This window comes from Vibrio sp. 1F253 (assembly GCF_041439295.1).
Taxonomy (GTDB): domain Bacteria; phylum Pseudomonadota; class Gammaproteobacteria; order Enterobacterales; family Vibrionaceae; genus Vibrio; species Vibrio tasmaniensis_A.
The window spans coordinates 194,252-213,499 of sequence record NZ_JBGONU010000001.1 but is presented as its reverse complement, the minus strand read 5'-3'; the positions used below and the strand labels follow the sequence as shown (position 1 = coordinate 213,499).

The following is a 19,248-nucleotide window of genomic DNA, read 5'->3' as shown; positions in this document are numbered from 1 at the left end:
AGTTTAGTCGTACTCAATTAATGAAAGTACTTATGGCTCAGGAACAGTAAATGGACAAACATCACAGGTTGCAATGTTCGATGTTTCCATAAATGCTTGTTGCAAGAACAGCGAGTCAAACGTTGCTGTCACTTGATTAGATAGCATTCCTGCAGTTCCGGTTGGTAACACATTTGGCGCATAAGTTTTACTTACTTGTGTACACACTTGGCCAATCGCATCACCAAAGTTCGGTATCCACTCTCCTTCACCTGTTTTACAAGCAAACAACTCAGGATCGGCACTTAATGCACTACACATATTACCAGCACCACATGTGGTCACATCCTCAAGATCATCACAAGGTAAAGCAAAGTCGAGGTAATAACTGCTGTTGACTACTTCAGCCGGTAAATCAGAACGGCTCAAAGAGTCATCCTTAGAATCCACCAGCGATTCAATGGCCAATGGGATATCACCAGTATTACATATTTCAACATCATAGGTTTTCTTAAGCACAACTTGACCGCCATCAACCTCTAAGAAGCTATTACACACCTTAGAAATTTCAACCATCGGGCTCAAGTCTATTGGTGGACAATTGTAGGCCACTGGCGCTTGAGCATTCACGATAAGCCCATCAAGATCCACCGCACCATCTATCACGCCGACGGCACCGTTATTTACAGACAGATAATTCCCCATGATTGCGAATGACTCACCGACACTCCACACTTCATCGCCGTTACCAACCACTGGAAGCGCACCTAAGATTGGTGACTCAGATAAAAAGGCCACTTCGTAGTCACCATTGGTGCCTAACGAACCAGGGCCAGTGTTGGTGACCGTCACGGTGTAATCTATGTTGAACATACCATCAACCGTAAAGCTGGTTGTGTTACAAGTCGCCGCTATATTGATGCTACATAAACTGAATGAACCGACAACGAAGTCAGCCAAAGATGCATCAATCGAACGAGAAGCTCGTAACTCCACTAAGAAGCTGCTGAAACAAGGAATATCCTCAATACCAAACTCATCATTCAACAGAGCTGACAAGTTTAATCGACCTTCCACAAAGCTTTCTGTCGGAATAGAGGTTGTTTCACCCGTTTTCGCGAGATAGTCCCAACCTTGTACATTGGGTAGAGCAATTGCCCCGATAGAATCATCATTTGAAATCGCACAGATCTTCTCGACACCGACAGCACCACTGCCACATCTTGCACCAACGAAGTCATTCGATTTAGGGTCACCGTCCGTTTGGAAAATTCTCGTCATGTTGTCGGTGACATCACCATTATTTAAATCCCACTGCAACACTTCTATATACGGATTACCGCCACTTGCTTGTGGGAATGAAATCAGCACAAGGATGTCTCCATTGATATGCTGTCCAACAAAGTCGCCCTTAGTTTTCCCATCCGGTAACCCTACTTGGTCTTGTAAGAACCAGAAGCCAATGTACATATCACCATTGTTCGCATATCGGTCTGCACCAAAGTAAATCAGCAAGTCACCTTCGCTTTCAAAGGCAGCGGCATACGCATTGGTAAAGTCATCTTTTGGTTGTGGTGACGCGGTACGGAACGCCCAATCTGTAATGTCGGAATCATCTTTTGATCCACCCTTCCAAAAGATTTGGTCGATACCGTTACGGTCTTTTTGGAAAAATTCCGCAATCCCAACCGTGCTGTTGGGATCATTTACGTCATCCCAATCAATACCACTATTATCACTGGTCGCGTTACCATCAAGTTCCATCACATCAACAGTAGCCCACACCAACTGGGGGCTACTAAACAACAAAAGCACACTAAGTAAATAATTTATAACCTTCATGTTCTCTCTCCATTTATCCATACTTATGCTTTTAGGGTTTTCTGCCATGCCCAAATTGGAGAAAATCCATTAGCAATTCGTAGGTTCGATAGAGCATATTCCAAGCCAAGTTCAACTTGTTGAATTGATTGATGTTTATATATTGAAGGCAAACCTTTATTGGACGCTTTGTTATCCTTTGTCCATAAACCAGAGATTTGACCAAACAATCAAGGACTTGAAAGGATGAACAAAGTGTCTACGTCAGACATTCTTAGAGCTTTGGATACAAGGTAAGTGATCTTTAAAAGGTGCAATAACGTAGCCATTGCTAGATTATTGAATAACAAGCGATTGAATTGACGGGTGCCGACTTAACGGGTAACTGAAGGTTCAGGTCGTGACATGATAGGCGAACAGACGATGACACAACTTACGATATTTTACGATGGGACATGCCCGTTATGCGCGAAAGAGATGGCGGCACTGGCTAAATCTGATACCAAAAAACAGATTCAAACCATCGATATCTACAGTGAGGCGTTTTCAGACTACCCGCAGATAGATGCAGAGGCAGCTAATACGATTTTGCATGCACTCGATGAGAATGGGAAATTACTGCTGGGGTTAGACGTGACCTACCAAGCGTGGAAGCTGGTGGGCAAAGGTTGGCTATATGCCCCATTGCGCTGGGCAATATTTAAGCCAATGGCCGACTGGTGTTATCTGCGGTTTGCGAAAAACCGATATAAAGTCTCTTTTTGGCTAACTGGGAAGTCACGCTGCAACGGAAACAGCTGTACTAAATAGCTGTACTAAATTGCATTGGAATTAAGATATACCACTGGCGACTTTGTAGTAAACGATGCCAAACAGTGCTGCGAATACCAATACCGTGACGGCAACTTTCAACCAAATAAACTTCATGTTTTGTCCTTTAAATTCTGTTTACTGTTTCGTGAGACAAGTTACCACAACAAAACATTCGGTTGGGTAATGATTTATAGAACTTTGTAGTCATACCAATCACAGTAAGTAAGTGGTCAAAAATAGCGCAGGGAAAAAGCTGGAGAACAAGGCGGCTTTTTTCGATAAGTAGTTATTCTACAATCAAAAAATCTAACGACGTTATCGAGATTTTTAACAAGCTAGGGTGAACAGTTATTTACTACGATTGGTATCAATCTTGATAACTAAGTGAGAACCTTTATGTCGGCAAAAGAGAGAAACCTTCCCACTCATCGAATTTCTAGATTCAGTAAGTTTGCCTCGTTGGCAACAAGGGTCGCAGGTAATGTGCTAACGGAAGGCACCAAGCAAATAGCACAAGGCAACAGGCCCAAAGCAAAAGACTTACTGCTAACGCCACAAAACATTGCTCGGCTAACCGATCAACTCGCACACCTGCGCGGTGCAGCAATGAAACTGGGGCAGATGCTATCAATGGATGCAGGCGATGTCTTAGAACCTGAATTAGCCGATATTCTTTCTCGCCTGCGCTCAGACGCAGATCCTCTGCCAACAAAGCAGCTCAACCAAGTGTTAGAAAGCTCACTCGGCATCAACTGGAAAGCAGAATTTCTTTCCTTCAACTTTAAACCGATCGCCAGTGCGTCCATCGGACAAGTTCACCAAGCCTACAGTGATGCGGGAGACAAACTTGCCATCAAAGTCCAATACCCAGGCATTCGAAAAAGCATCGACAGTGATGTGGACAACGTTGGTACATTGCTCAATATTGTTGGGTTGATACCAAAGTCAGTCGATTACAAAGGCTTGTTAGAAGAGGCGAAAAAACAACTACATGATGAAGCCGACTATGCTCGCGAGGCTGACTACGCGACTCGTTATCAAAATGCATTAAAAGAGCACTCTCACTTCGTCGTGCCTAAGATTCATACGCAAATCTCATCAGAATCGGTGCTCGCCATGGACTTCATTGAGGGCATCTCGATAGAGCAAATTGAAGGTTATGATCAAAGCACCCGTGATTTTGTGATGCACAGCTTGCTCGAGCTTCTGTTCAGAGAGTTATTCGACTTCAAGATGGTGCAAACCGATCCCAACTTCGCCAACTATCTTTACGTTGAAAACACGCGACAGATTGGGCTGTTAGATTTTGGGGCAACCCGAGAATACAGCGGCCGCTTCAGTGATGGCTATCGTTTGGCTTTTACCTCTGTGATTACTCACGATGAACAAGGACTCAACAAGGCGTTAGAGCAGATTGGATTTTTTAGCGAGACCATCCTCCCAGACCAGCGCCAAGCGATTCTCAACTTAGTGAAAATGGCCTGTGAACCCATGCTTGTCGATGAAGATTACGACTTCAAAGCCAGTGGTTTAGCCCAAAGGCTTCGTGAAGCGGGAACCATACTCAGCATGGAGCAAGAGTATTGGCACACGCCACCAGCAGACGCTCTATTCCTCCACCGAAAGATTGGAGGCATGTACCTGCTGGCATCTCGCCTTGGAGCCAAGGTGAATATCAGGCGCTTGGTGGCGCCCTATTTGCTAAGCAACAATTGACACTTAAGCGATAGCTGATATTTAAGCGATTCTGGCCTTTAAAGTGATCATTTCAAGTCGCTGAACAGTAATAACAGTTACGCCAATTAAAATGAGTCAGACTTATGAAACATTCACTGCTGTGCTCCACCGCCCTAATCGCGAGCCTAACGAGTTCATTCGCTTTTTCAGCAAGCTGCCCTAAGATACTCAACGGCAAACAAAGGCTGCTAAATTCAAACGAAGAAATTGAGCTGTGTGAAGAGTTCCAAGGTAAGACTTTATTAATCGTGAATACGGCAAGCCAATGCGGTTTCACGCCTCAGTTCGAGCAACTAGAGCAGCTTCACCAAACGTATAAAGATGAAGGGTTCACGGTTGTTGGTTTCCCAAGTAATGATTTTCGCCAAGACAGAGGAAGCGAGAAGCAATCCGCAAAAATCTGCTACCTAGATTATGGCGTCACCTTTCCAATGATGGCGCGCGCGTCACTCTCTGGGCCAAACGCAAATCCAGTCTTTGCCGAAATCCAACAACAAGCCGGTATCAAACCGAAATGGAATTTCTACAAGTTCTTGGTCAGCAAAGAAGGCAAAGTGATAGCAACCTTCCCGAGTTCTACATCGCCAACCAGTAGCACCCTCAAAAATGCAATAGAGCAGCAGTTATGAGGTTAGATTACATGGAGACAACTCAAACACGCAACACCATGGCCAAGCTCGGTTATATGGGTTTAATCCCCTTTTTATTCGGCCTACTGTTATCACTCACCGACAGGCAATTCTTTAGCTTGAGCGGCGAAACACTCTTCATCACCTACAGCGTGGTTATCTTGAGCTTTTTGTCGGGCATCTTGTGGGGCAATGGGATAGAGAACTTCGAAAGCCAATCCAGCAACAAGGCTCTGATTCTTAGCAATGTTATTGTGTTGGCAGCGTGGCTAGCGGTGCTACTCGGTGAGCAACAAGAGTTCCTCACCACTCTGATTCTGATCTTAGGCTACATTGCGGTTTGGCGAGCGGAAAGGTCAATGAGAGAAGAGAATCAAAGTGAAGGCCCCGACGGCTACTTTGATATGCGAACCCGACTGACCTCTAGTGTCGTATTAATGCACGGTATCGTGATGTTGACCTAGGCGTGCATACGCCCATATTTAAACCGGCATCAAGATGCGGGCTCTAGATAGGCACTCTCTTCTTTAATGGCACCAAAACCATCGACAAATACAACTCACAAACCAGTCAATTTCTACTGACGACTCACCAATAAATTCGCACCAGACAAGGCAAGAAACACAGAACATGCTTTATTGAAGCGCTTGGCCATTTGAGGTTTTGAAAACCAATGCCGTAGATATAAGCCAAAGGCTGCATAGATAGAAATTGCGAGCATTTCTAATACAAGAAACGTACTTCCCAAAACAAAGAATTGAGTATTTACGTTCGCAGAAACATCGACAAATTGAGGAAGGAATGCAGTGAAAATGAGTATCGCTTTTGGATTGCCCGCAGCGAGTGCGAACTCTTGTTTAACAAGACCAAACCAGTTCTTATTTCGCTCGATATCCGCGACCGGGCTGGCTTGAGATCGCCATAGGTTAAACGCGATCCACAACAGATACATTGCACCAAATAATTTGATCAGGAAAAACAGCGTTTCAGAAGTATAAAGCACAACCGCTAAACCAGATGCAGCCAAAGCAATCATGCCGGAAAAAGCAAGGATTCTTCCTAGACCAGCGACAAAGGAGGCCTGAAATCCGTAACAACGAGCGTTGTTCATTGATAACAAATTGTTTGGGCCCGGTGTCATGTTGAGCGCGAAACAAGCGGGGATGAATAGCATTAACTTCCAGATTTCCATTTTTCGTCCTTGTTAAAAACTTCGTAAATATTTAATCAATGAACGAATGCAGAAAGCTCTGTATTTACCGCTTCACATGCCGCAATTTTAATTAATCATTACTCGACAATATAATGCTCTTCGTCTGGTTCAATCAAATTCTCTGCAATACCAATTTCGCCCGCGATGAAAATCGCACTCGCTATCGTTTCTAATGTTTTATTCGGCTCTCTATCCGGTACTTCGCCCACTTCAGGAACGGGCTGCGATCGCGAGATTGAATTACAAACGACACTTTCACAAACGATATTGTGTTGTTCCTGTTGAGAAACTTCAGGTGGCTTAAAATCCGGTGAATTGAAGTCGGGAGCAGTAATACCCTCATTTGAAAACTCAGAGGCGCTGTAAGAGGCAGCTGAAAACAGAGAGAGGAGCAGCATCCACTTATTCATATATCTTTCCATAGTTAGTATTCACTAGATTTATAAATACTATCTAATTAAAACAATTATGAACAGTGTTTTATTGTTAATAATTCATATTTCCCTAGACGCTTATCAGAATACCCTCGCTCTGGGTGAAATCGGTTCAACTTACGTGGGAATGTTTGCCTAACGTGAGCTTATCGAGCAACGCTTGTGGAACAGGAATAACAGAGTATCGAACAAAGGCGACTAACGTCACTATTGCCACAAAACTGCCTAAAACAAAGTCATGAACATCAACCAGCACCCAACCAAGAAGCTGGTCACTGGTAATCGCAAGTATGGCGATACTCACCGCAGCCATCCATTTACGATGTTCATAAGGCAAGTACTCCATCTTTTGACTCACGATATAGAGCAGTGACAGTCTCACGGCATAAGTGCCACAAAGCACCACCACCACGCCCCACACTCCATAACTCGGTGTAACAACAAAATAACCAATCGCAGCTAGAATCGCACACCCGCCTTGTATCCACATTTGCGACTGGCTTGAGTGACCGCTGAAACAACCAAGGTTGAGGTAATCCCCAGCGTTCTTAATCACACCAATCGCCAAGAGTGCTACAACAATCGTGCCTGCATATTGATAACTGCTTGGCAAAATCAATGTAATAAAACCAGGTACAGTAAGGATCATCAAACAACCCAATACAATGGCCAGATTAACACCGACTAGCGCTCTGTCCGCACACTCTTTCTTACCATCAGGTTGTTGCAACATGGCCACTCGATTTGGAAACCACCACAGAGCATAAGGCTGCAGTAGCAAGCCAAGCAGCAATGCAAACTTGCCACTGACCGCATAGATTGCAAGTTCTTCAACACCAACAAAGCTTGCCATCACCCAACGGTCTAGCCCTGTAATCATGTAAATCGAAGCGCCACCAACTAACGTGGGCAATCCAAATTTTAGGATCTTAGCGGAGTATTTGAGGCTGCCAAATGAGCCCATCTCCTGCCTTTGATAACGCAGTAAACACAGCATCAACAACACACTCGAAACAGCGGCAGATATTAGTACACCATCAATGCCATAACCTGCTTCAAGCAATGCAAACGTCATAGCAGCTTGCACACTCGCCTTCATTACATTTAGCATACAAAAGCGCTTAGCCATCGCATTCATTCGCATCAATGTTAGCGGGATAGAAATCGCACCATCTAACATGGTCGGTATTAGCAAAAGTAGGATTTGATAAGGTTGAAACTCGACGGGCAACATCAGTAACAACAACGGCATACTAAGAGCAATTAAAGCCCCTCCTAGCACACAGACCAAGACACTCAACGTGAAACAATTCGAGACAAGCTTTCTCTTTTCTTCACCCTCAGCGACGCCCACATACCGGTACATTGCCTCAACAATCCCAAAGCTAAATAGGATCGTCCCGATGTCAGCCAATAAGACAATGGCTTCTAAAGAACCGTATTCAACCAACGTCATCTTATGGGTGATATAGGGGATCATCACGAGCGAGATCCCTTTCATCATCACGATACCAATGGCGTAATAGGCCGACTGTTTTAATGAACCCATTGGAGTCACCTATTCCTACAATGCAGGCATTAGGAAACTTTTACAGTCCCCAAGAAGGTGTCGTAAAGTTCTTTTTTGAGGAGCCAAAACTAACGAACGAATACTGTATGAGATGGCCAGTCGGTTTTGTTGTAAGCCTCTGTAATAGTCGGCGTAACCTTCTAATATTCTTGCCTTTGCAATTTTGAAACTGGACGTCGGTAGGTTCCATCGCTGACTGTCATTTTGGTAACGTTGAAGAATGGTTTCGATAGACTGCAAATTTGTCAGTTTAAGACTTTCAGTTTGGGTAACAGAACTCGCTCTCATCAAGTAGCCAACCTGCACAGAATTCAACACACCGATCTGATGGCTTTCACTCATTCGAAGCCACAGTTCCCAATCTTCTGCATATTTTATATCAGGATTAAAGCTGTCTGTTTGAGAAAACACATCCGCTTTCACCATGACCGTTGAAGTTCCAATCACGTTGTTTTCAATGATGAACTCCAGCGGGTTCTCGATGTTGATGAACAGCTCGTCTTGATCTTGAAATTGCGACCAGTAACTAAAGCAATCCACTATCACTTGGTAATCTTCAGTCAGGTGTTCGTAGTTAGTAAAGCTCATCGCGAGATCAGGGTAACGTTGATGAAACTCGAGTTGGCGCTCAATTTTTTCAGGAAACCAGAAGTCGTCTGCGTCTAGAAAAGCGATGTATTCACCTGTCGCCTTTTCAATCCCTAGGTTTCTCGCTTGAGGCGCACCAACACCCAACGTCGATATGGTTATAATACGCTCGTCGTCTATCGAAGCGAGATACGTCGACGTTCCATCGTTACTGTTATCGTCAATGACAATAAGTTCAACATCTTGATGAGTCTGCTTTAGTACACTACCAATCGCTTTCGGCAGGTAATCCAAACAATTGTAGGTAGGAATAACAACACTTACTTTAGCCATAATGACGCCCTCAGATTTATACGTTATATGGCTGACGTTGCATCTTCTATGCCGAGAGTGGCTTGCTATGAAATCACTTTTAGATCAGTCTCCTACGTGTCCATTCTCAAAATGACGACAAAACACAGATGTCCAAAAAAACTGCAACTCCAATTTGATTATCAATTTGAGAAAACGAGCGACGTCTTAAGGGGTAACCTTCGGAAAGCAATCGAAAAGCCCTCCAAAGCTACGATTTGATCTTGGTTCGTATCTTGCTTATTTGACTTTAATAGCATTAGTCAAAGGAGCAAAAAATGAAGAAAGTAGCATTTATAGCACCAACTTATCCTGTACTCAGCGAGACCTTCATCCAAACAGAAGTCGACTCGGTGAAAGCTTGTGGACACGATGTTTGCGTGATGGCATTTGAGATAGAAGAGAGTGAAAAGTCATTTGACTATGACATCATAAAAATTGGTAAGGATGTTCGGGCGGGTAAGATAGCCAGCATCAATTGGTTTGGCTTTCTCCGGGCGGTATCCTTTGTTTCTAAGCAAACCAGCATGCCCAAAAAGTCATTGTTCGCTTATGGGTTTAAATTAGCGCTGCAACTCGCGGAAAACGACGCCGAACACGTTCATGCGCATTTCTGTCAGCACACCACAGCTCACGCCATCGTCGCGGCAAAGCTGCTGAATATCACCTGTTCGTTCGTTGCTCACGGTCATGATGTTTACGAGTTCGCTTATGACATTGAACATAAGATTTCGTCGAGTGATTTTGTGGTCGCAGTGTGCAAAGACATGCTCACTGATTTCAACACCATGGCTAAGGGAAACATTAAGCTCCTGCACTGCGGAGTGAATACCAAACAATTCCAACTCACCCCCAAAACCGAAACGAAGCAACTTCGCTTTGTTTTTCTTGGTCGATTAGTGGAGCAAAAAGGTATCCACCATCTTATTGATGCATTGGCACCGATTGCCGAACCTCTCGACATTCATCTCGATATCATCGGTACTGGCGATTTAGAGCAACAATTAAAATTGCAGGTCAAAGAAAAAGGACTTGCTCGAAACGTGACCTTTCTTGGCGCGAAACCTCACGAGTGGGTGAAAGAGAAACTATCGAACTATGACAGCCTAATCGCGCCCTTCTGTTTTTCCGAAACCGGGTGTGTGGATACAGGGCCACTGGTTTTAAAAGAAGCGATGGCCGTGGGAACACCCGTCATTACCACCAACATCATGGGATGCAAAGAGATCGTCTCACCAGAGACAGGTTTTGTGGTTAGCGAAAAAAACGTGGAAGAATTAAGAGAAGCGATTGAGCGTTTCGCGCAGCTGAGCAGTAACGATAAAACATCGATGGGTTTAAAGGCACGTGAGAGAGTGAAAGACAGTTTTAATTCGATCAAACAAGCTCAGCAATTATCTCGTTGGATAGAGAACCCAGCTCAATAAGGAATAGCTCAGACGGCTGAGCATCGCAAGAACGGCTAAGCACCATACGAGCTACTAAGCACATCAAAACAACTGAGCACCACAAAAACAGAAGAGCGCTACATTGATTTGAAATGTAACGCTCAACTTAGCACAGCCTAATGATGGCAACTTATGCTTTCAGTAACTTTTATTAGCTTTTCATTAAGAAGCCTAGCTAACCTGCTCGCAGCGCCAAAATAGACTCAAGATCTTCGATGTCACGATATTGAGCTAGCTCCTGCTCTTTCGATGAAATAGCCACAATCGACATTCTATCGGCCAATTCGTTACCTTCAATGCCAACGTGTCCGTTCACATGGTAGATGGTAATTTTTGAAGCCAGTTCTTGGTAGAGAGCATACGCAGGCTTAATAATATCGAGGTTTTTGATCTCGCCGCCCGACTTAGTCCAGCCCTTTTTCTCCCAACCCGTTGCCCACTTAGTAATACAATCAATTGAGTACTTAGAGTCACAATAAATCGCTACAGAGAGACCCGCGTTTAGCTTCTCTTTCGCGAGAACAAACGCTTGCTTAAGCCCATGTAACTCGGCGGTATTGTTGGTACCAACAGGCTGATACAAGCCATACCACAATTCTGTTAACTGGTTGTTTTGGTAGACCGCTAACCCCGTCCCTGCTTCACCAGGATTTGGTTCACAAGCACCATCGGTAAAGATCTTGATATCAAAAGGCATATCTGTGATTTGCTGCTCCGAAAGAGGCGGCACCTTAGCTTTCGTCGCCTTCCCCGCAGAGCTTGGCTTTGTAGCCGAAGAACCTGACACAGACGACGTTTTACCACCGAAAGCAGACTCGGCCTCGCCTAGTGTTGGAAACGATTTATATCTCGCACCAGCAAAACCATCAACTTGCGACTTACACTCATTCCAAGTAGTAAAAATACCCGGTGTGCGACCTTTCCAAACCACATAATACTTCTTAGCCAAACTAACTCCTTACCAAAACCTAAACACACAAATAGTGAATCAGTACATTAGATGCCACCAAGCTATACGTTGCAAGGTCTATCACTCTAAAACAGGTCTAAAAAAGCTGCGTTCATAACTCACGATGCAATCAACTTCGTCTGCAAATTCAAACGCTTTAATGCACTCAGCATCGCTCAGCGACTTAACCCGATATTCTTCGTAGGCAGTCAAACTTTCAAAGGTAAACAACGCCAATGCAATATTGTTCGCCCCTTCCGACGGTAAGAAATAACCGTTGTGTTGACCTCCGAATTTAGCGACCAGAGGAATCCACATTTTTGCGTATGCCTCAAACTCACTTACCTTTTTAGGATCAATTACATATCGAACATAACAAGTAATCATAGTTATTCAGCCCTTAAATAATAGGAGAAACACAAAGCCGAAGTTGACGTTGAAGCTCAAGAAAAAAGGTAATCAACCGCAACGAGGTTATAGAACAAAAACACGCCCATACTGACGCCAATCGTTAGCAGCACATTGCCTGTTTTCCAAATCAACAGACCTGTGACCACCGCGCCTATCAAGTATGGGTTTTCAAGGCTTGGCCAAAATGTTTGTTCTGGTGCAAATACAATTGGCCCCCAAATCGCAGTCAGTACCGCAGGGCTTGAATAACGCAATAGGCGCCTTGCGGTTTGATTGAGTCGAAGCGGGATTGCAGGCTCAAGAAACAAATACCGACTAAAGAAAACAATCGCCGTCATAAGTAATATCGTTAACCAAATCATCTCTATTTCCCCTCCACGATTGTCTTGTTACCGTTGTTTCGCTCTTGGAACGATTCGCTGAAAAAGCCCGCTAACATACCAGCGATCGCTGCAATCATTAGCCCGCCCTCAATATTGTTAACCGACATGGCAACCGAAGTGACCAGTGAAACCACCACACACACAACGACGGGTAGAGTTCGGATTAATGGGAACACCAAGGCGATAAAGGTTGCTGCGACCGCAAAGTCGAGCCCAATTTCATTAAGCGAAGGAATTTGGCTTCCCGCGACAATGCCAACGAAGCTCGCGATGTTCCAAACGAGGTAAAAACCACCACCGACACCTGCAGCGTACCAGCGGTTAAACTCTTGCTGAGATTGGCCACTACAAATCGCGAACAGTTCATCGGTCAGCCAAAAGCCAAGTAATAGACGCCAACGAGCAGGAAGGTGGCTGATTTTGTCACGCATCGATACGCTGTATAAAAAGTGTCTTGAAGTAATAAAGAACGTGGTCAACAACATAGTCCCTAACCCAATGCCCGATTTGAACATCCCTGCTGCGACAAGTTGTGCTGAGCCGGCAAATAGAATAGCCGACATCGCTTGCGCTTGAAGCTGACTCAATCCAGCATCTATCGCATATGATCCAGCTAATATGCCCCACGGTATTACCGCAATACTCAAGGGCATCGCAGCCAAAACACCTTTCCATAACTGTGTTCGTCTATCCATTGTTTCACTATCCATATCATTCTTTTCTCTCTTCACATTAGCTATTCAATGTAAGAAGAGTGGAGTCGGTTCGATTGTACAAACTTGCTCGATTTCGCGAACGAATTAATGCGTCCGATTTAGAGCATTTTGATGTATTGCCCCGGCGTGTAACCATTGGCCTTTTTGAAATGTCGATGAAAATGGCTTTGATCATGAAAGCCACACTCTTGCGCGGTATCTGAAATCGTATGCCCTTGCTTCAATAACTTACGCGATAACCTCAATCTAGACTGAATCTGATACGCATGTGGTGGAAGGCCGAACTCTTTTTGAAAAGAACGTACCAAATGAAACGGGCTCAAAACCGCCAGTTTAGACAGCTCCTCTAAGGACACATCGGCTTGTGGGAAATCATCTAAAAACTCTTTCACCAACACAAGCTGGCGCTGAGTTTTCCCGTCTAGTAGAGGGGTAAGCGGCGATTTTCCGTGTCGGCTAATCAGTTTAACCAACATCCCGTACATCAAGGTTTCTCTTAACAAGCGATTGTCGGATTCATCAATCGTGTTAAATACCAACCTCAATTGATTAGCGAGTTCAGGGTCTTCAACCACCGCTCTTGGGAAGTAAGGCGCACCGTAGTTCGGTAGGTTAAGCTCTTGAGTGATCTTGGCAAGTTGCTCTGGGAGTGGATACATGGCTCGATACGCCCAACCGCCTTCAGTGGCAGAGTGACCGCTATGAACTTCGTCGGCATTGACCAGAATAATCGCATTTTGTGGCGCGATATGATGCCCGCCTGTTCGATAAAAGCGCTGCGCCCCCTGCTCAATAACCCCAAGCGTGTAGCCCTCATGGCTGTGGCGTGAGAAGTTCTGCTTTTCATATTCAGCATCAAGAATTTCAAGGCCACCGAGCTCTTCTGTGATCTTATATTCGGCCTTTTCTTTAGAGCGCTTCTTGTTCTCCATAACAATTCCCAAGCCTGTTAATTATCGAGCGACTTATCAGTCTACTCTATAGGCTCTTTCAGCTTTTGTACAAAATTGCGCTTTTGTTTGTTAATTCCGTTTTTGTCGTTGCCTTAATAACGCTTTCTAACTGGGAGGAAAGTCTTGGTCTATAACTAGTTGGCGAAAAATTGACAAATTAGTGAGGACATCATGGCAATACTGTCTTCAAATCATCGGCAACAGATCTGATACACCATGAAAAATACGCTAATCCTTTTCTTTTTCCTGAGCCTAACAGGGTGCACTCATAACCAATCAAAAGCACTGAGCATGAACTCCTCGCCAGTCAATACGTATCCTCAATCGATGTCGAACCTGCAACTGTGCGACACCTTGTATTACGGGCGATCAAGCAACCAGACACTCGCAGCAATTGGCAGTGAATTTAATCGAAGAGGTTTATCCAAGAGTTGGTGCGATACCGAAACCAATAAGCTTTATCTAACAAAGACGATTGATTGGGTTGCTGACCAAGTAGAAGACAAAGAAGATTCGGAGGAAGAAGCGTCTGCGGTTGTTTTGCCTGCGAATTGAGAAAGATGAAACGTTCTTGAACAAGAAAAAGGCAAACTGCAGATAGCAAAAAGCCGCTCATTAAGAGTTAACATCTATCACCCAATCCTAAAGATCCGAAAAGCCTGTATGTTCGATAGCCCCTAGACCAAGTTTGCCAACTAAAGCGGTACTGCTCATCTCTACCGCCACGTTCATCGTTTTTCCTGCATGGTCAAGGTAAGCTTGGTTATAGCCACTGATGGTAGCCTTTATATCAACAACGAAGCCATCGTTAAAATATCCCCCAGCGAATGTAATATCATCAATCTGATCATAGATAGTATTTGAACCAGCTATTACTGAATCAGATCCATCTGGATTAAAGAACTGATACGGATCTTCCTGTACCACATTTCGACTATATTCAATCAAGTTTTCATCAGTGACAAGCTCAAAAGGCTCTCCCCCAAAGAGCATATGTAAATGGTCAAAAATCAAGTCAGCAGTTAAGTTTTCATCTTCTGAATCTTCATCTACTACTATTTGCTCTAGTCTCTTCGCAAGTTCATCATCATAATAAACATACTTGACTGACTCCATTGACTCGTTGTTAAAGTTTTCATCAGCGAGAACCGCTTCAAAATCTTCATATCCAAATAAGGAAGCAACAATCTCACTGGAGGCTTTCATTGAAAGTTGGATATTGGCTTGAAGTAAACTTCCCTCAATATTTAACATAAGAAAATAAGCCGATGGAAAACGATTGGCTGCTAGTGTAGCTCTTGCTTTGGCACTGTTACTCTCAAACCTAATCTTGTCTAGTTCAGACTGCTTCGCTTTTTTGTCCAACTCTACTTGAGTTACTTTTGCGCTATTTTCTGCTTCTTTTGTTTTAGCCTCTTGTTCTTTTTCTTGGCTCAATGCTTCATTAGCTTTGGCTTCAAAACGTACCGTTCGTTGTTTTATATGATCGAGTATTTCATTTCTTTTATCGATATCTTGCTGAACAAGTTGTTCCAGAAATTGTTTATCTGGGTCAGCCCTAAGTCTGGCTTTACTCAAACTTTCTTGTTGATCAACTTTATCTTCTTCAATCTCGACCGCTTGTTGATGTAGCTTATCATTAACCGATTTTTGTATCCTTTTCACGCACAGTGACAACCAAGGGAAAGCAAACAAGTAAAATAAGGTCACTAAAAAAGGAAATACAAAAAGGCTATTCCACCCTAAGATCGATGTCCTTGAAAGGTAGATGTAAAAAGCACCAACTCTCTCAGTAGCATTACCTTCTCCCCAAAAAAGAAGAGCAACATAGTTCCAATTACATACAAACCAAGAAAATATGAATGTTCCTATAAATGGGTCACTCACTCTTGTTTTTGCCGTTCCTGCTATGGAGGAACAAAAATCTTCGATTAACTTCATCATTTCTATAAAGCTCTAATTAATGACATTGCCCAAACTACTTTATTGCTTCTCAAATTTGATCTCGCAGAACCTTAATCATCACTGTTTCATGATTCTGAATATTTTCACGTGCCATACCATCGGGTCCCCAATCGTCATAACTCATCATGATGGCTTGCTTTAAACTCTCTGCACGATTGTTCTCTTGATAGAACTTCTTCTTATCTTGCGGAGAATAATTACTAAGCCTTGAGTTACTACTTGGCGAAATAAGGCATAAGTTTCCAAAACGATCCACGTCCTGCATCTTACTTGCACCAGATGGGTCGGTTTGCGGGAAGTAGTGCTCAACAGAGGTCCTGAACGCAAACTGAAAGCTTGTGAAGTGGGCTCCTAGAGTCTCTTTAGTAATGTCGCCAACTGGCTTCCCGTCTGATAGATTGCGCCAAAGTAGGTAATCCAAACGGTTAAATACGAAGTTCTGAACACCTGTACCTTGATGTAATACACCGACATTGTTCTCTGTAAACTCAAGTTGAGAACCACCACAGATCTCATCAAAATACTTGTCACTCTGCTTTTCAAGTGCAGCTAAGTAGGAACTACCATCAACTTCCAATCGGTCTTCTGTAGCGAGATCGTTCAATACCCGTAAAGCGTCATTCAACCAACGCTTATATACCAAAGCGGGGTTCGACACATGGAACATTGCCAAGATCATACGAATCTTTTCGTTCTGTTCACTACTAAACGCATTTGGATATTCAGGACTTAGATTATTGCCGTATTTGTACGCATTAAGTCTTAACAAACTCCACTTACGTTTTTCATCGTGCTGATCAGGCTTAATTACGTAACTATCAAACAGAATTCGGCATTTAAGCAGTTCATAGACAAAAGCTTTAGCGCCAACCTTCAAGCCATCGTCTTTAGAAATAAATGCGTCGATCAGCTTCTTATCATCAAGCGAAACGTTCTCTTCTGTCTTCATCAGTTTTAAGACATGAAGTAAGAAGTTTGAGAAGTCGATAACCGAACCAAAACGTTCTTCCTTCTCGCGCTCGTCATCCTCAGTATTTGAGCGAGATGCCTTGTTACTGATGATTTCTCGCAGCGTCATTGCATCTTCTTTTTGCTGCTTGCTCGTGTGCTTTTCTTGAATCGCTTCAAAGCTTGTTGGCATTGTCTGCCAATCTGAGCCAAATACGTCTTTTCGTAAGTCCGATTGGAAGCCCATTTGGGTATAGCGCGTCATATTCGCACAAGCATCCCAAACAGTGGAAAAGCAGCCTCTCTCCTCATCATTATCGAGGGTAGCCATAAACTTCGCTTTCAAAACTTCATGCTTTTCTAGCTGCTCACCACGGTTATTCATGATCTCAAAGTAGTGGTTAAGATCGGTTTGTGGTGGAACGACGACTCTAAGGATGGTTACGTTTTCTAATAGATACCCAAAGAACTGCTTAGTTTTCGCCTGTGTATCTAATCCTTTGGTTTTGAAGTAACGCTTGATGATGTTGAAGGCAGCATGAATATTAGGCTCTTCTGACTCGCCATTAGTTCTGCCTGTATAGATGTCATCTAATGCTCTGGAGGATTTTGGGCGACTATCAAAGGTGAGATTAATGTCTAACCCTTCTAGCTCACTCTCTTCGAGCACGTCACGATGTTTGAGGTACGCCAACAAGATAGAGAGTGTGGTATGCCTTTGCTGTCCATCAATGGTTTCGTACACCACATTAGATTGGTGTGAATGCGTTGTGCGCTGATAAACAACAAGGCTACCCAGATAATACTTTGCTTGTTTGGCAGTAGCGGTTTCAGCAGATTGAGTAATCAATCCTGCGGCGTCACTGATATCTTGGATAAGCTGCTCAATCTCTGTCGCGCCCCAAGCATAGTTACGCTGATAGATAGGGATAACGTATTGGGTGTTGCTGTCGAAAAGTGCTCTAACGGATAACTGCTCTACTTGGTTTGAATCACTCATTTACACTTCCCGATTTCATTGCTTCAATAGATGCCTGCACGTCCTTCGCGTTCTTGAACTTAGGCTCTTGAATATAAGGAGGCTGAAAGTTCAACACCTGTTGAGGGTGAACAGCTTTGCTGATTGCTCTGAACAGCCCACTGCGATCCTTGGCATAGTTATCTACCGATTCCATGCCGATACGTTGTAGCTCAAGGCGAAGGAAATAACTCCAGCGATAACAAACCTGTGCCGCTTTCTCTAACTCCACATCACCGAACTTGTCGTAGTAGTACATCACTGCACACAAAAATAGGTTTCGTACATAGCTATCGCCTTTACGGCTACTGCCTTTGTACTTAGCGTGCTTATCGACGAATGAAGATAGCCTTGCATCATCACCAACGAACAAGGTCGAGTGAATCGCCATGTAGTGCTGAATGTACTCAAAGAAGCGTTTACCGTTGATCATCACCTGATCAACTTGAAATGGATACTCTTTCGTTTGCTTGTCCCATTTACGTGCGGGATCAGCATTAAAAGTTTCAATCGCATAATCAAGCGCAAGCATAGAATCTACATAGGCGTACTGAGTGCTTTCTAGGTTAATGCCTTTAAATACATCGATGTTATGGCGACTAAACTGTATGCCGTAGTCACCATCGACCCAACGGCGCATACGGAATAAGAACTCTCCCATGATAGTACGCAAATTCGCAGAGTCATCATCGGGGTTAACGCCTTGCTCCCACAAGCTTACATGGTGCAACCTCTCTGTTTGCTCTGTCGAGTCCATCATTTCACGTAGATGGTAAGCCTTGAGCAGATCATGAGGGGCAAGGGCTTTACCACGAGCGTTTTGTGAGTCGAAGAACTGGAAGGCTTCACTGAGATCATCTAGCGTAACTTGGATAAGCTCGCACTTGTTAAGAACGAAATCGAGTAGCTCTTGCTTTTCTGTAGATGAAAGACTCGCTACTCGCTCAGAGATGACTTGCGCATTATTCTTAAGGTTTTCGATACTGACTGATGATTCAAATTTGTGCTCAAGAAGAGTCGATGAGATACGTTTCTGTTCAGTATCCAGAATGGTGTAAATTAACGTTAGGGTAAGAAGACGCTGTTGACCATCAACGATGTTTAGAGCCTGATTTTCTCCACCACTTTCTGAATTTTTGTCTTGATGCAGAACCACCGTACCAAGCCGATAGCATGGCTTAGTGCGGTGATTAAAGATGTCATCAATCAGTTGATTAACGTGCTTAGGCTGCCATTTGTATGGACGCTGATACTCAGGTATCAAGAGTTTTTGTTCTAACAACTGAGCAATGGCTTGGGGCTGATTGAAGACTATTGCCATA

At 43.8% G+C, this 19,248-nt stretch carries 19 protein-coding genes; 6 read left to right on the top strand and 13 right to left on the bottom strand.

Going from position 1 to position 19,248, the window contains the following annotated elements; all coding sequences use genetic code 11:
* Window positions 1–30 precede the first annotated feature (30 nt).
* Window positions 31–1,821 (bottom strand): hypothetical protein, encoded by a 1,791-nt coding sequence (locus tag ACED28_RS00985; RefSeq protein WP_371709087.1) that lies wholly within the window; start codon window positions 1,819–1,821, stop codon window positions 31–33.
* A 402-nt stretch (window positions 1,822–2,223) separates the two neighbouring features.
* Between ACED28_RS00985 and ACED28_RS00980 the strand changes: the two genes are divergently transcribed.
* The 4 genes from ACED28_RS00980 to ACED28_RS00965 all read left to right on the top strand — a co-directional run bounded on the left by ACED28_RS00980 (window position 2,224) and on the right by ACED28_RS00965 (window position 5,443).
* Window positions 2,224–2,610, top strand: a complete 387-nt coding sequence (locus ACED28_RS00980; RefSeq protein WP_371709086.1) for a thiol-disulfide oxidoreductase DCC family protein — start codon at window positions 2,224–2,226, stop codon at window positions 2,608–2,610.
* A gap of 399 nt (window positions 2,611–3,009) precedes the next feature.
* A complete protein-coding gene (locus tag ACED28_RS00975; protein ID WP_371709085.1) occupies window positions 3,010–4,329 on the top strand; it encodes an ABC1 kinase family protein in 1,320 nt (439 codons plus the stop codon).
* 104 nt (window positions 4,330–4,433) lie between these two features.
* The gene (locus ACED28_RS00970; protein WP_371709084.1) at window positions 4,434–4,979 is read left to right on the top strand and encodes a glutathione peroxidase; all 546 of its coding nucleotides are present in this window, start codon (window positions 4,434–4,436) and stop codon (window positions 4,977–4,979) included.
* On the top strand, window positions 4,976–5,443 hold the full coding sequence (locus ACED28_RS00965; protein ID WP_009847224.1) for a DUF3429 domain-containing protein: 468 nt from the start codon (window positions 4,976–4,978) through the stop codon (window positions 5,441–5,443). The genes ACED28_RS00970 and ACED28_RS00965 overlap by 4 nt, the downstream gene beginning before the upstream one ends.
* A 113-nt stretch (window positions 5,444–5,556) precedes the next feature.
* On the opposite strand, the gene ACED28_RS00960 is transcribed toward ACED28_RS00965, so the two are convergent.
* From ACED28_RS00960 to ACED28_RS00945, 4 genes are all read right to left on the bottom strand, one after another.
* Window positions 5,557–6,171, bottom strand: coding sequence for a LysE family translocator (locus ACED28_RS00960; RefSeq protein ID WP_017104159.1), 615 nt, complete (start codon window positions 6,169–6,171; stop codon window positions 5,557–5,559).
* A 98-nt stretch (window positions 6,172–6,269) separates the two neighbouring features.
* Window positions 6,270–6,602 (bottom strand): hypothetical protein, encoded by a 333-nt coding sequence (locus ACED28_RS00955; protein ID WP_029223143.1) that lies wholly within the window; start codon window positions 6,600–6,602, stop codon window positions 6,270–6,272.
* A 136-nt stretch (window positions 6,603–6,738) separates the two neighbouring features.
* Complete coding sequence (locus tag ACED28_RS00950) at window positions 6,739–8,175, bottom strand: lipopolysaccharide biosynthesis protein (RefSeq protein WP_371709083.1); 1,437 nt, start codon at window positions 8,173–8,175, stop codon at window positions 6,739–6,741.
* 15 nt (window positions 8,176–8,190) lie between these two features.
* Window positions 8,191–9,117, bottom strand: coding sequence for a glycosyltransferase family 2 protein (locus ACED28_RS00945; protein ID WP_371709082.1), 927 nt, complete (start codon window positions 9,115–9,117; stop codon window positions 8,191–8,193).
* Window positions 9,118–9,413: 296 nt separating this feature from the next.
* Between ACED28_RS00945 and ACED28_RS00940 the strand changes: the two genes are divergently transcribed.
* The gene (locus tag ACED28_RS00940; RefSeq protein ID WP_371709081.1) at window positions 9,414–10,562 is read left to right on the top strand and encodes a glycosyltransferase family 4 protein; all 1,149 of its coding nucleotides are present in this window, start codon (window positions 9,414–9,416) and stop codon (window positions 10,560–10,562) included.
* A 196-nt stretch (window positions 10,563–10,758) separates the two neighbouring features.
* Here ACED28_RS00940 and ACED28_RS00935 read toward each other — a convergent pair whose 3' ends face one another.
* From ACED28_RS00935 to ACED28_RS00915, 5 genes are all read right to left on the bottom strand, one after another.
* Window positions 10,759–11,532, bottom strand: a complete 774-nt coding sequence (locus ACED28_RS00935; protein ID WP_102257801.1) for a viroplasmin family protein — start codon at window positions 11,530–11,532, stop codon at window positions 10,759–10,761.
* An 81-nt stretch (window positions 11,533–11,613) separates the two neighbouring features.
* The gene (locus tag ACED28_RS00930) at window positions 11,614–11,919 is read right to left on the bottom strand and encodes an NIPSNAP family protein (RefSeq protein ID WP_102249511.1); all 306 of its coding nucleotides are present in this window, start codon (window positions 11,917–11,919) and stop codon (window positions 11,614–11,616) included.
* Window positions 11,920–11,975: 56 nt separating this feature from the next.
* Window positions 11,976–12,305, bottom strand: a complete 330-nt coding sequence (locus ACED28_RS00925) for an AzlD domain-containing protein (protein WP_009847233.1) — start codon at window positions 12,303–12,305, stop codon at window positions 11,976–11,978.
* Between the two features lie 2 nt (window positions 12,306–12,307).
* Window positions 12,308–13,036 carry an AzlC family ABC transporter permease gene (locus ACED28_RS00920; protein WP_102257800.1) on the bottom strand — a complete coding sequence of 243 codons (729 nt, stop codon included), beginning with the start codon at window positions 13,034–13,036 and terminating at the stop codon, window positions 12,308–12,310.
* A 104-nt stretch (window positions 13,037–13,140) separates the two neighbouring features.
* On the bottom strand, window positions 13,141–13,974 hold the full coding sequence (locus ACED28_RS00915) for an AraC family transcriptional regulator (protein WP_371709080.1): 834 nt from the start codon (window positions 13,972–13,974) through the stop codon (window positions 13,141–13,143).
* Window positions 13,975–14,211: 237 nt separating this feature from the next.
* Here ACED28_RS00915 and ACED28_RS00910 point away from each other — a divergent pair, with 237 nt between their 5' ends.
* Entirely contained in the window at window positions 14,212–14,550 is a 339-nt protein-coding gene (locus tag ACED28_RS00910) for a hypothetical protein (RefSeq protein ID WP_012604479.1), read from the top strand.
* A gap of 87 nt (window positions 14,551–14,637) precedes the next feature.
* Here ACED28_RS00910 and ACED28_RS00905 read toward each other — a convergent pair whose 3' ends face one another.
* From ACED28_RS00905 to ACED28_RS00895, 3 genes are read right to left on the bottom strand one after another with little or no spacing between them, the layout of a single operon-like run.
* Window positions 14,638–15,939, bottom strand: coding sequence for a cell envelope integrity protein TolA (locus tag ACED28_RS00905; RefSeq protein WP_371709079.1), 1,302 nt, complete (start codon window positions 15,937–15,939; stop codon window positions 14,638–14,640).
* Window positions 15,940–15,988: 49 nt separating this feature from the next.
* Entirely contained in the window at window positions 15,989–17,908 is a 1,920-nt protein-coding gene (locus ACED28_RS00900; RefSeq protein ID WP_371709078.1) for a DUF262 domain-containing protein, read from the bottom strand.
* The gene (locus ACED28_RS00895) at window positions 17,901–19,247 is read right to left on the bottom strand and encodes a DUF262 domain-containing protein (RefSeq protein WP_371709077.1); all 1,347 of its coding nucleotides are present in this window, start codon (window positions 19,245–19,247) and stop codon (window positions 17,901–17,903) included. Before ACED28_RS00895 ends, ACED28_RS00900 begins: the two co-directional genes overlap by 8 nt.
* Between the last annotated feature and the right edge of the window lies 1 nt (window position 19,248).

Coding starts and splice junctions, on each gene's coding strand:
- ACED28_RS00895 (WP_371709077.1), bottom strand. CDS start 19,247: ATGGCAATAGTCTTCAATCAGCCCCAAGCCATTGCTCAGTTGTTAGAA.
- ACED28_RS00965 (WP_009847224.1), top strand. CDS start 4,976: ATGAGGTTAGATTACATGGAGACAACTCAAACACGCAACACCATGGCC.
- ACED28_RS00960 (WP_017104159.1), bottom strand. CDS start 6,171: ATGGAAATCTGGAAGTTAATGCTATTCATCCCCGCTTGTTTCGCGCTC.
- ACED28_RS00915 (WP_371709080.1), bottom strand. CDS start 13,974: ATGGAGAACAAGAAGCGCTCTAAAGAAAAGGCCGAATATAAGATCACA.
- ACED28_RS00985 (WP_371709087.1), bottom strand. CDS start 1,821: ATGAAGGTTATAAATTATTTACTTAGTGTGCTTTTGTTGTTTAGTAGC.
- ACED28_RS00910 (WP_012604479.1), top strand. CDS start 14,212: ATGAAAAATACGCTAATCCTTTTCTTTTTCCTGAGCCTAACAGGGTGC.
- ACED28_RS00945 (WP_371709082.1), bottom strand. CDS start 9,117: ATGGCTAAAGTAAGTGTTGTTATTCCTACCTACAATTGTTTGGATTAC.
- ACED28_RS00905 (WP_371709079.1), bottom strand. CDS start 15,939: ATGATGAAGTTAATCGAAGATTTTTGTTCCTCCATAGCAGGAACGGCA.
- ACED28_RS00930 (WP_102249511.1), bottom strand. CDS start 11,919: ATGATTACTTGTTATGTTCGATATGTAATTGATCCTAAAAAGGTAAGT.
- ACED28_RS00920 (WP_102257800.1), bottom strand. CDS start 13,036: ATGGATAGTGAAACAATGGATAGACGAACACAGTTATGGAAAGGTGTT.
- ACED28_RS00980 (WP_371709086.1), top strand. CDS start 2,224: ATGACACAACTTACGATATTTTACGATGGGACATGCCCGTTATGCGCG.
- ACED28_RS00975 (WP_371709085.1), top strand. CDS start 3,010: ATGTCGGCAAAAGAGAGAAACCTTCCCACTCATCGAATTTCTAGATTC.
- ACED28_RS00950 (WP_371709083.1), bottom strand. CDS start 8,175: ATGGGTTCATTAAAACAGTCGGCCTATTACGCCATTGGTATCGTGATG.
- ACED28_RS00970 (WP_371709084.1), top strand. CDS start 4,434: ATGAAACATTCACTGCTGTGCTCCACCGCCCTAATCGCGAGCCTAACG.
- ACED28_RS00955 (WP_029223143.1), bottom strand. CDS start 6,602: ATGAATAAGTGGATGCTGCTCCTCTCTCTGTTTTCAGCTGCCTCTTAC.
- ACED28_RS00925 (WP_009847233.1), bottom strand. CDS start 12,305: ATGATTTGGTTAACGATATTACTTATGACGGCGATTGTTTTCTTTAGT.
- ACED28_RS00940 (WP_371709081.1), top strand. CDS start 9,414: ATGAAGAAAGTAGCATTTATAGCACCAACTTATCCTGTACTCAGCGAG.
- ACED28_RS00900 (WP_371709078.1), bottom strand. CDS start 17,908: ATGAGTGATTCAAACCAAGTAGAGCAGTTATCCGTTAGAGCACTTTTC.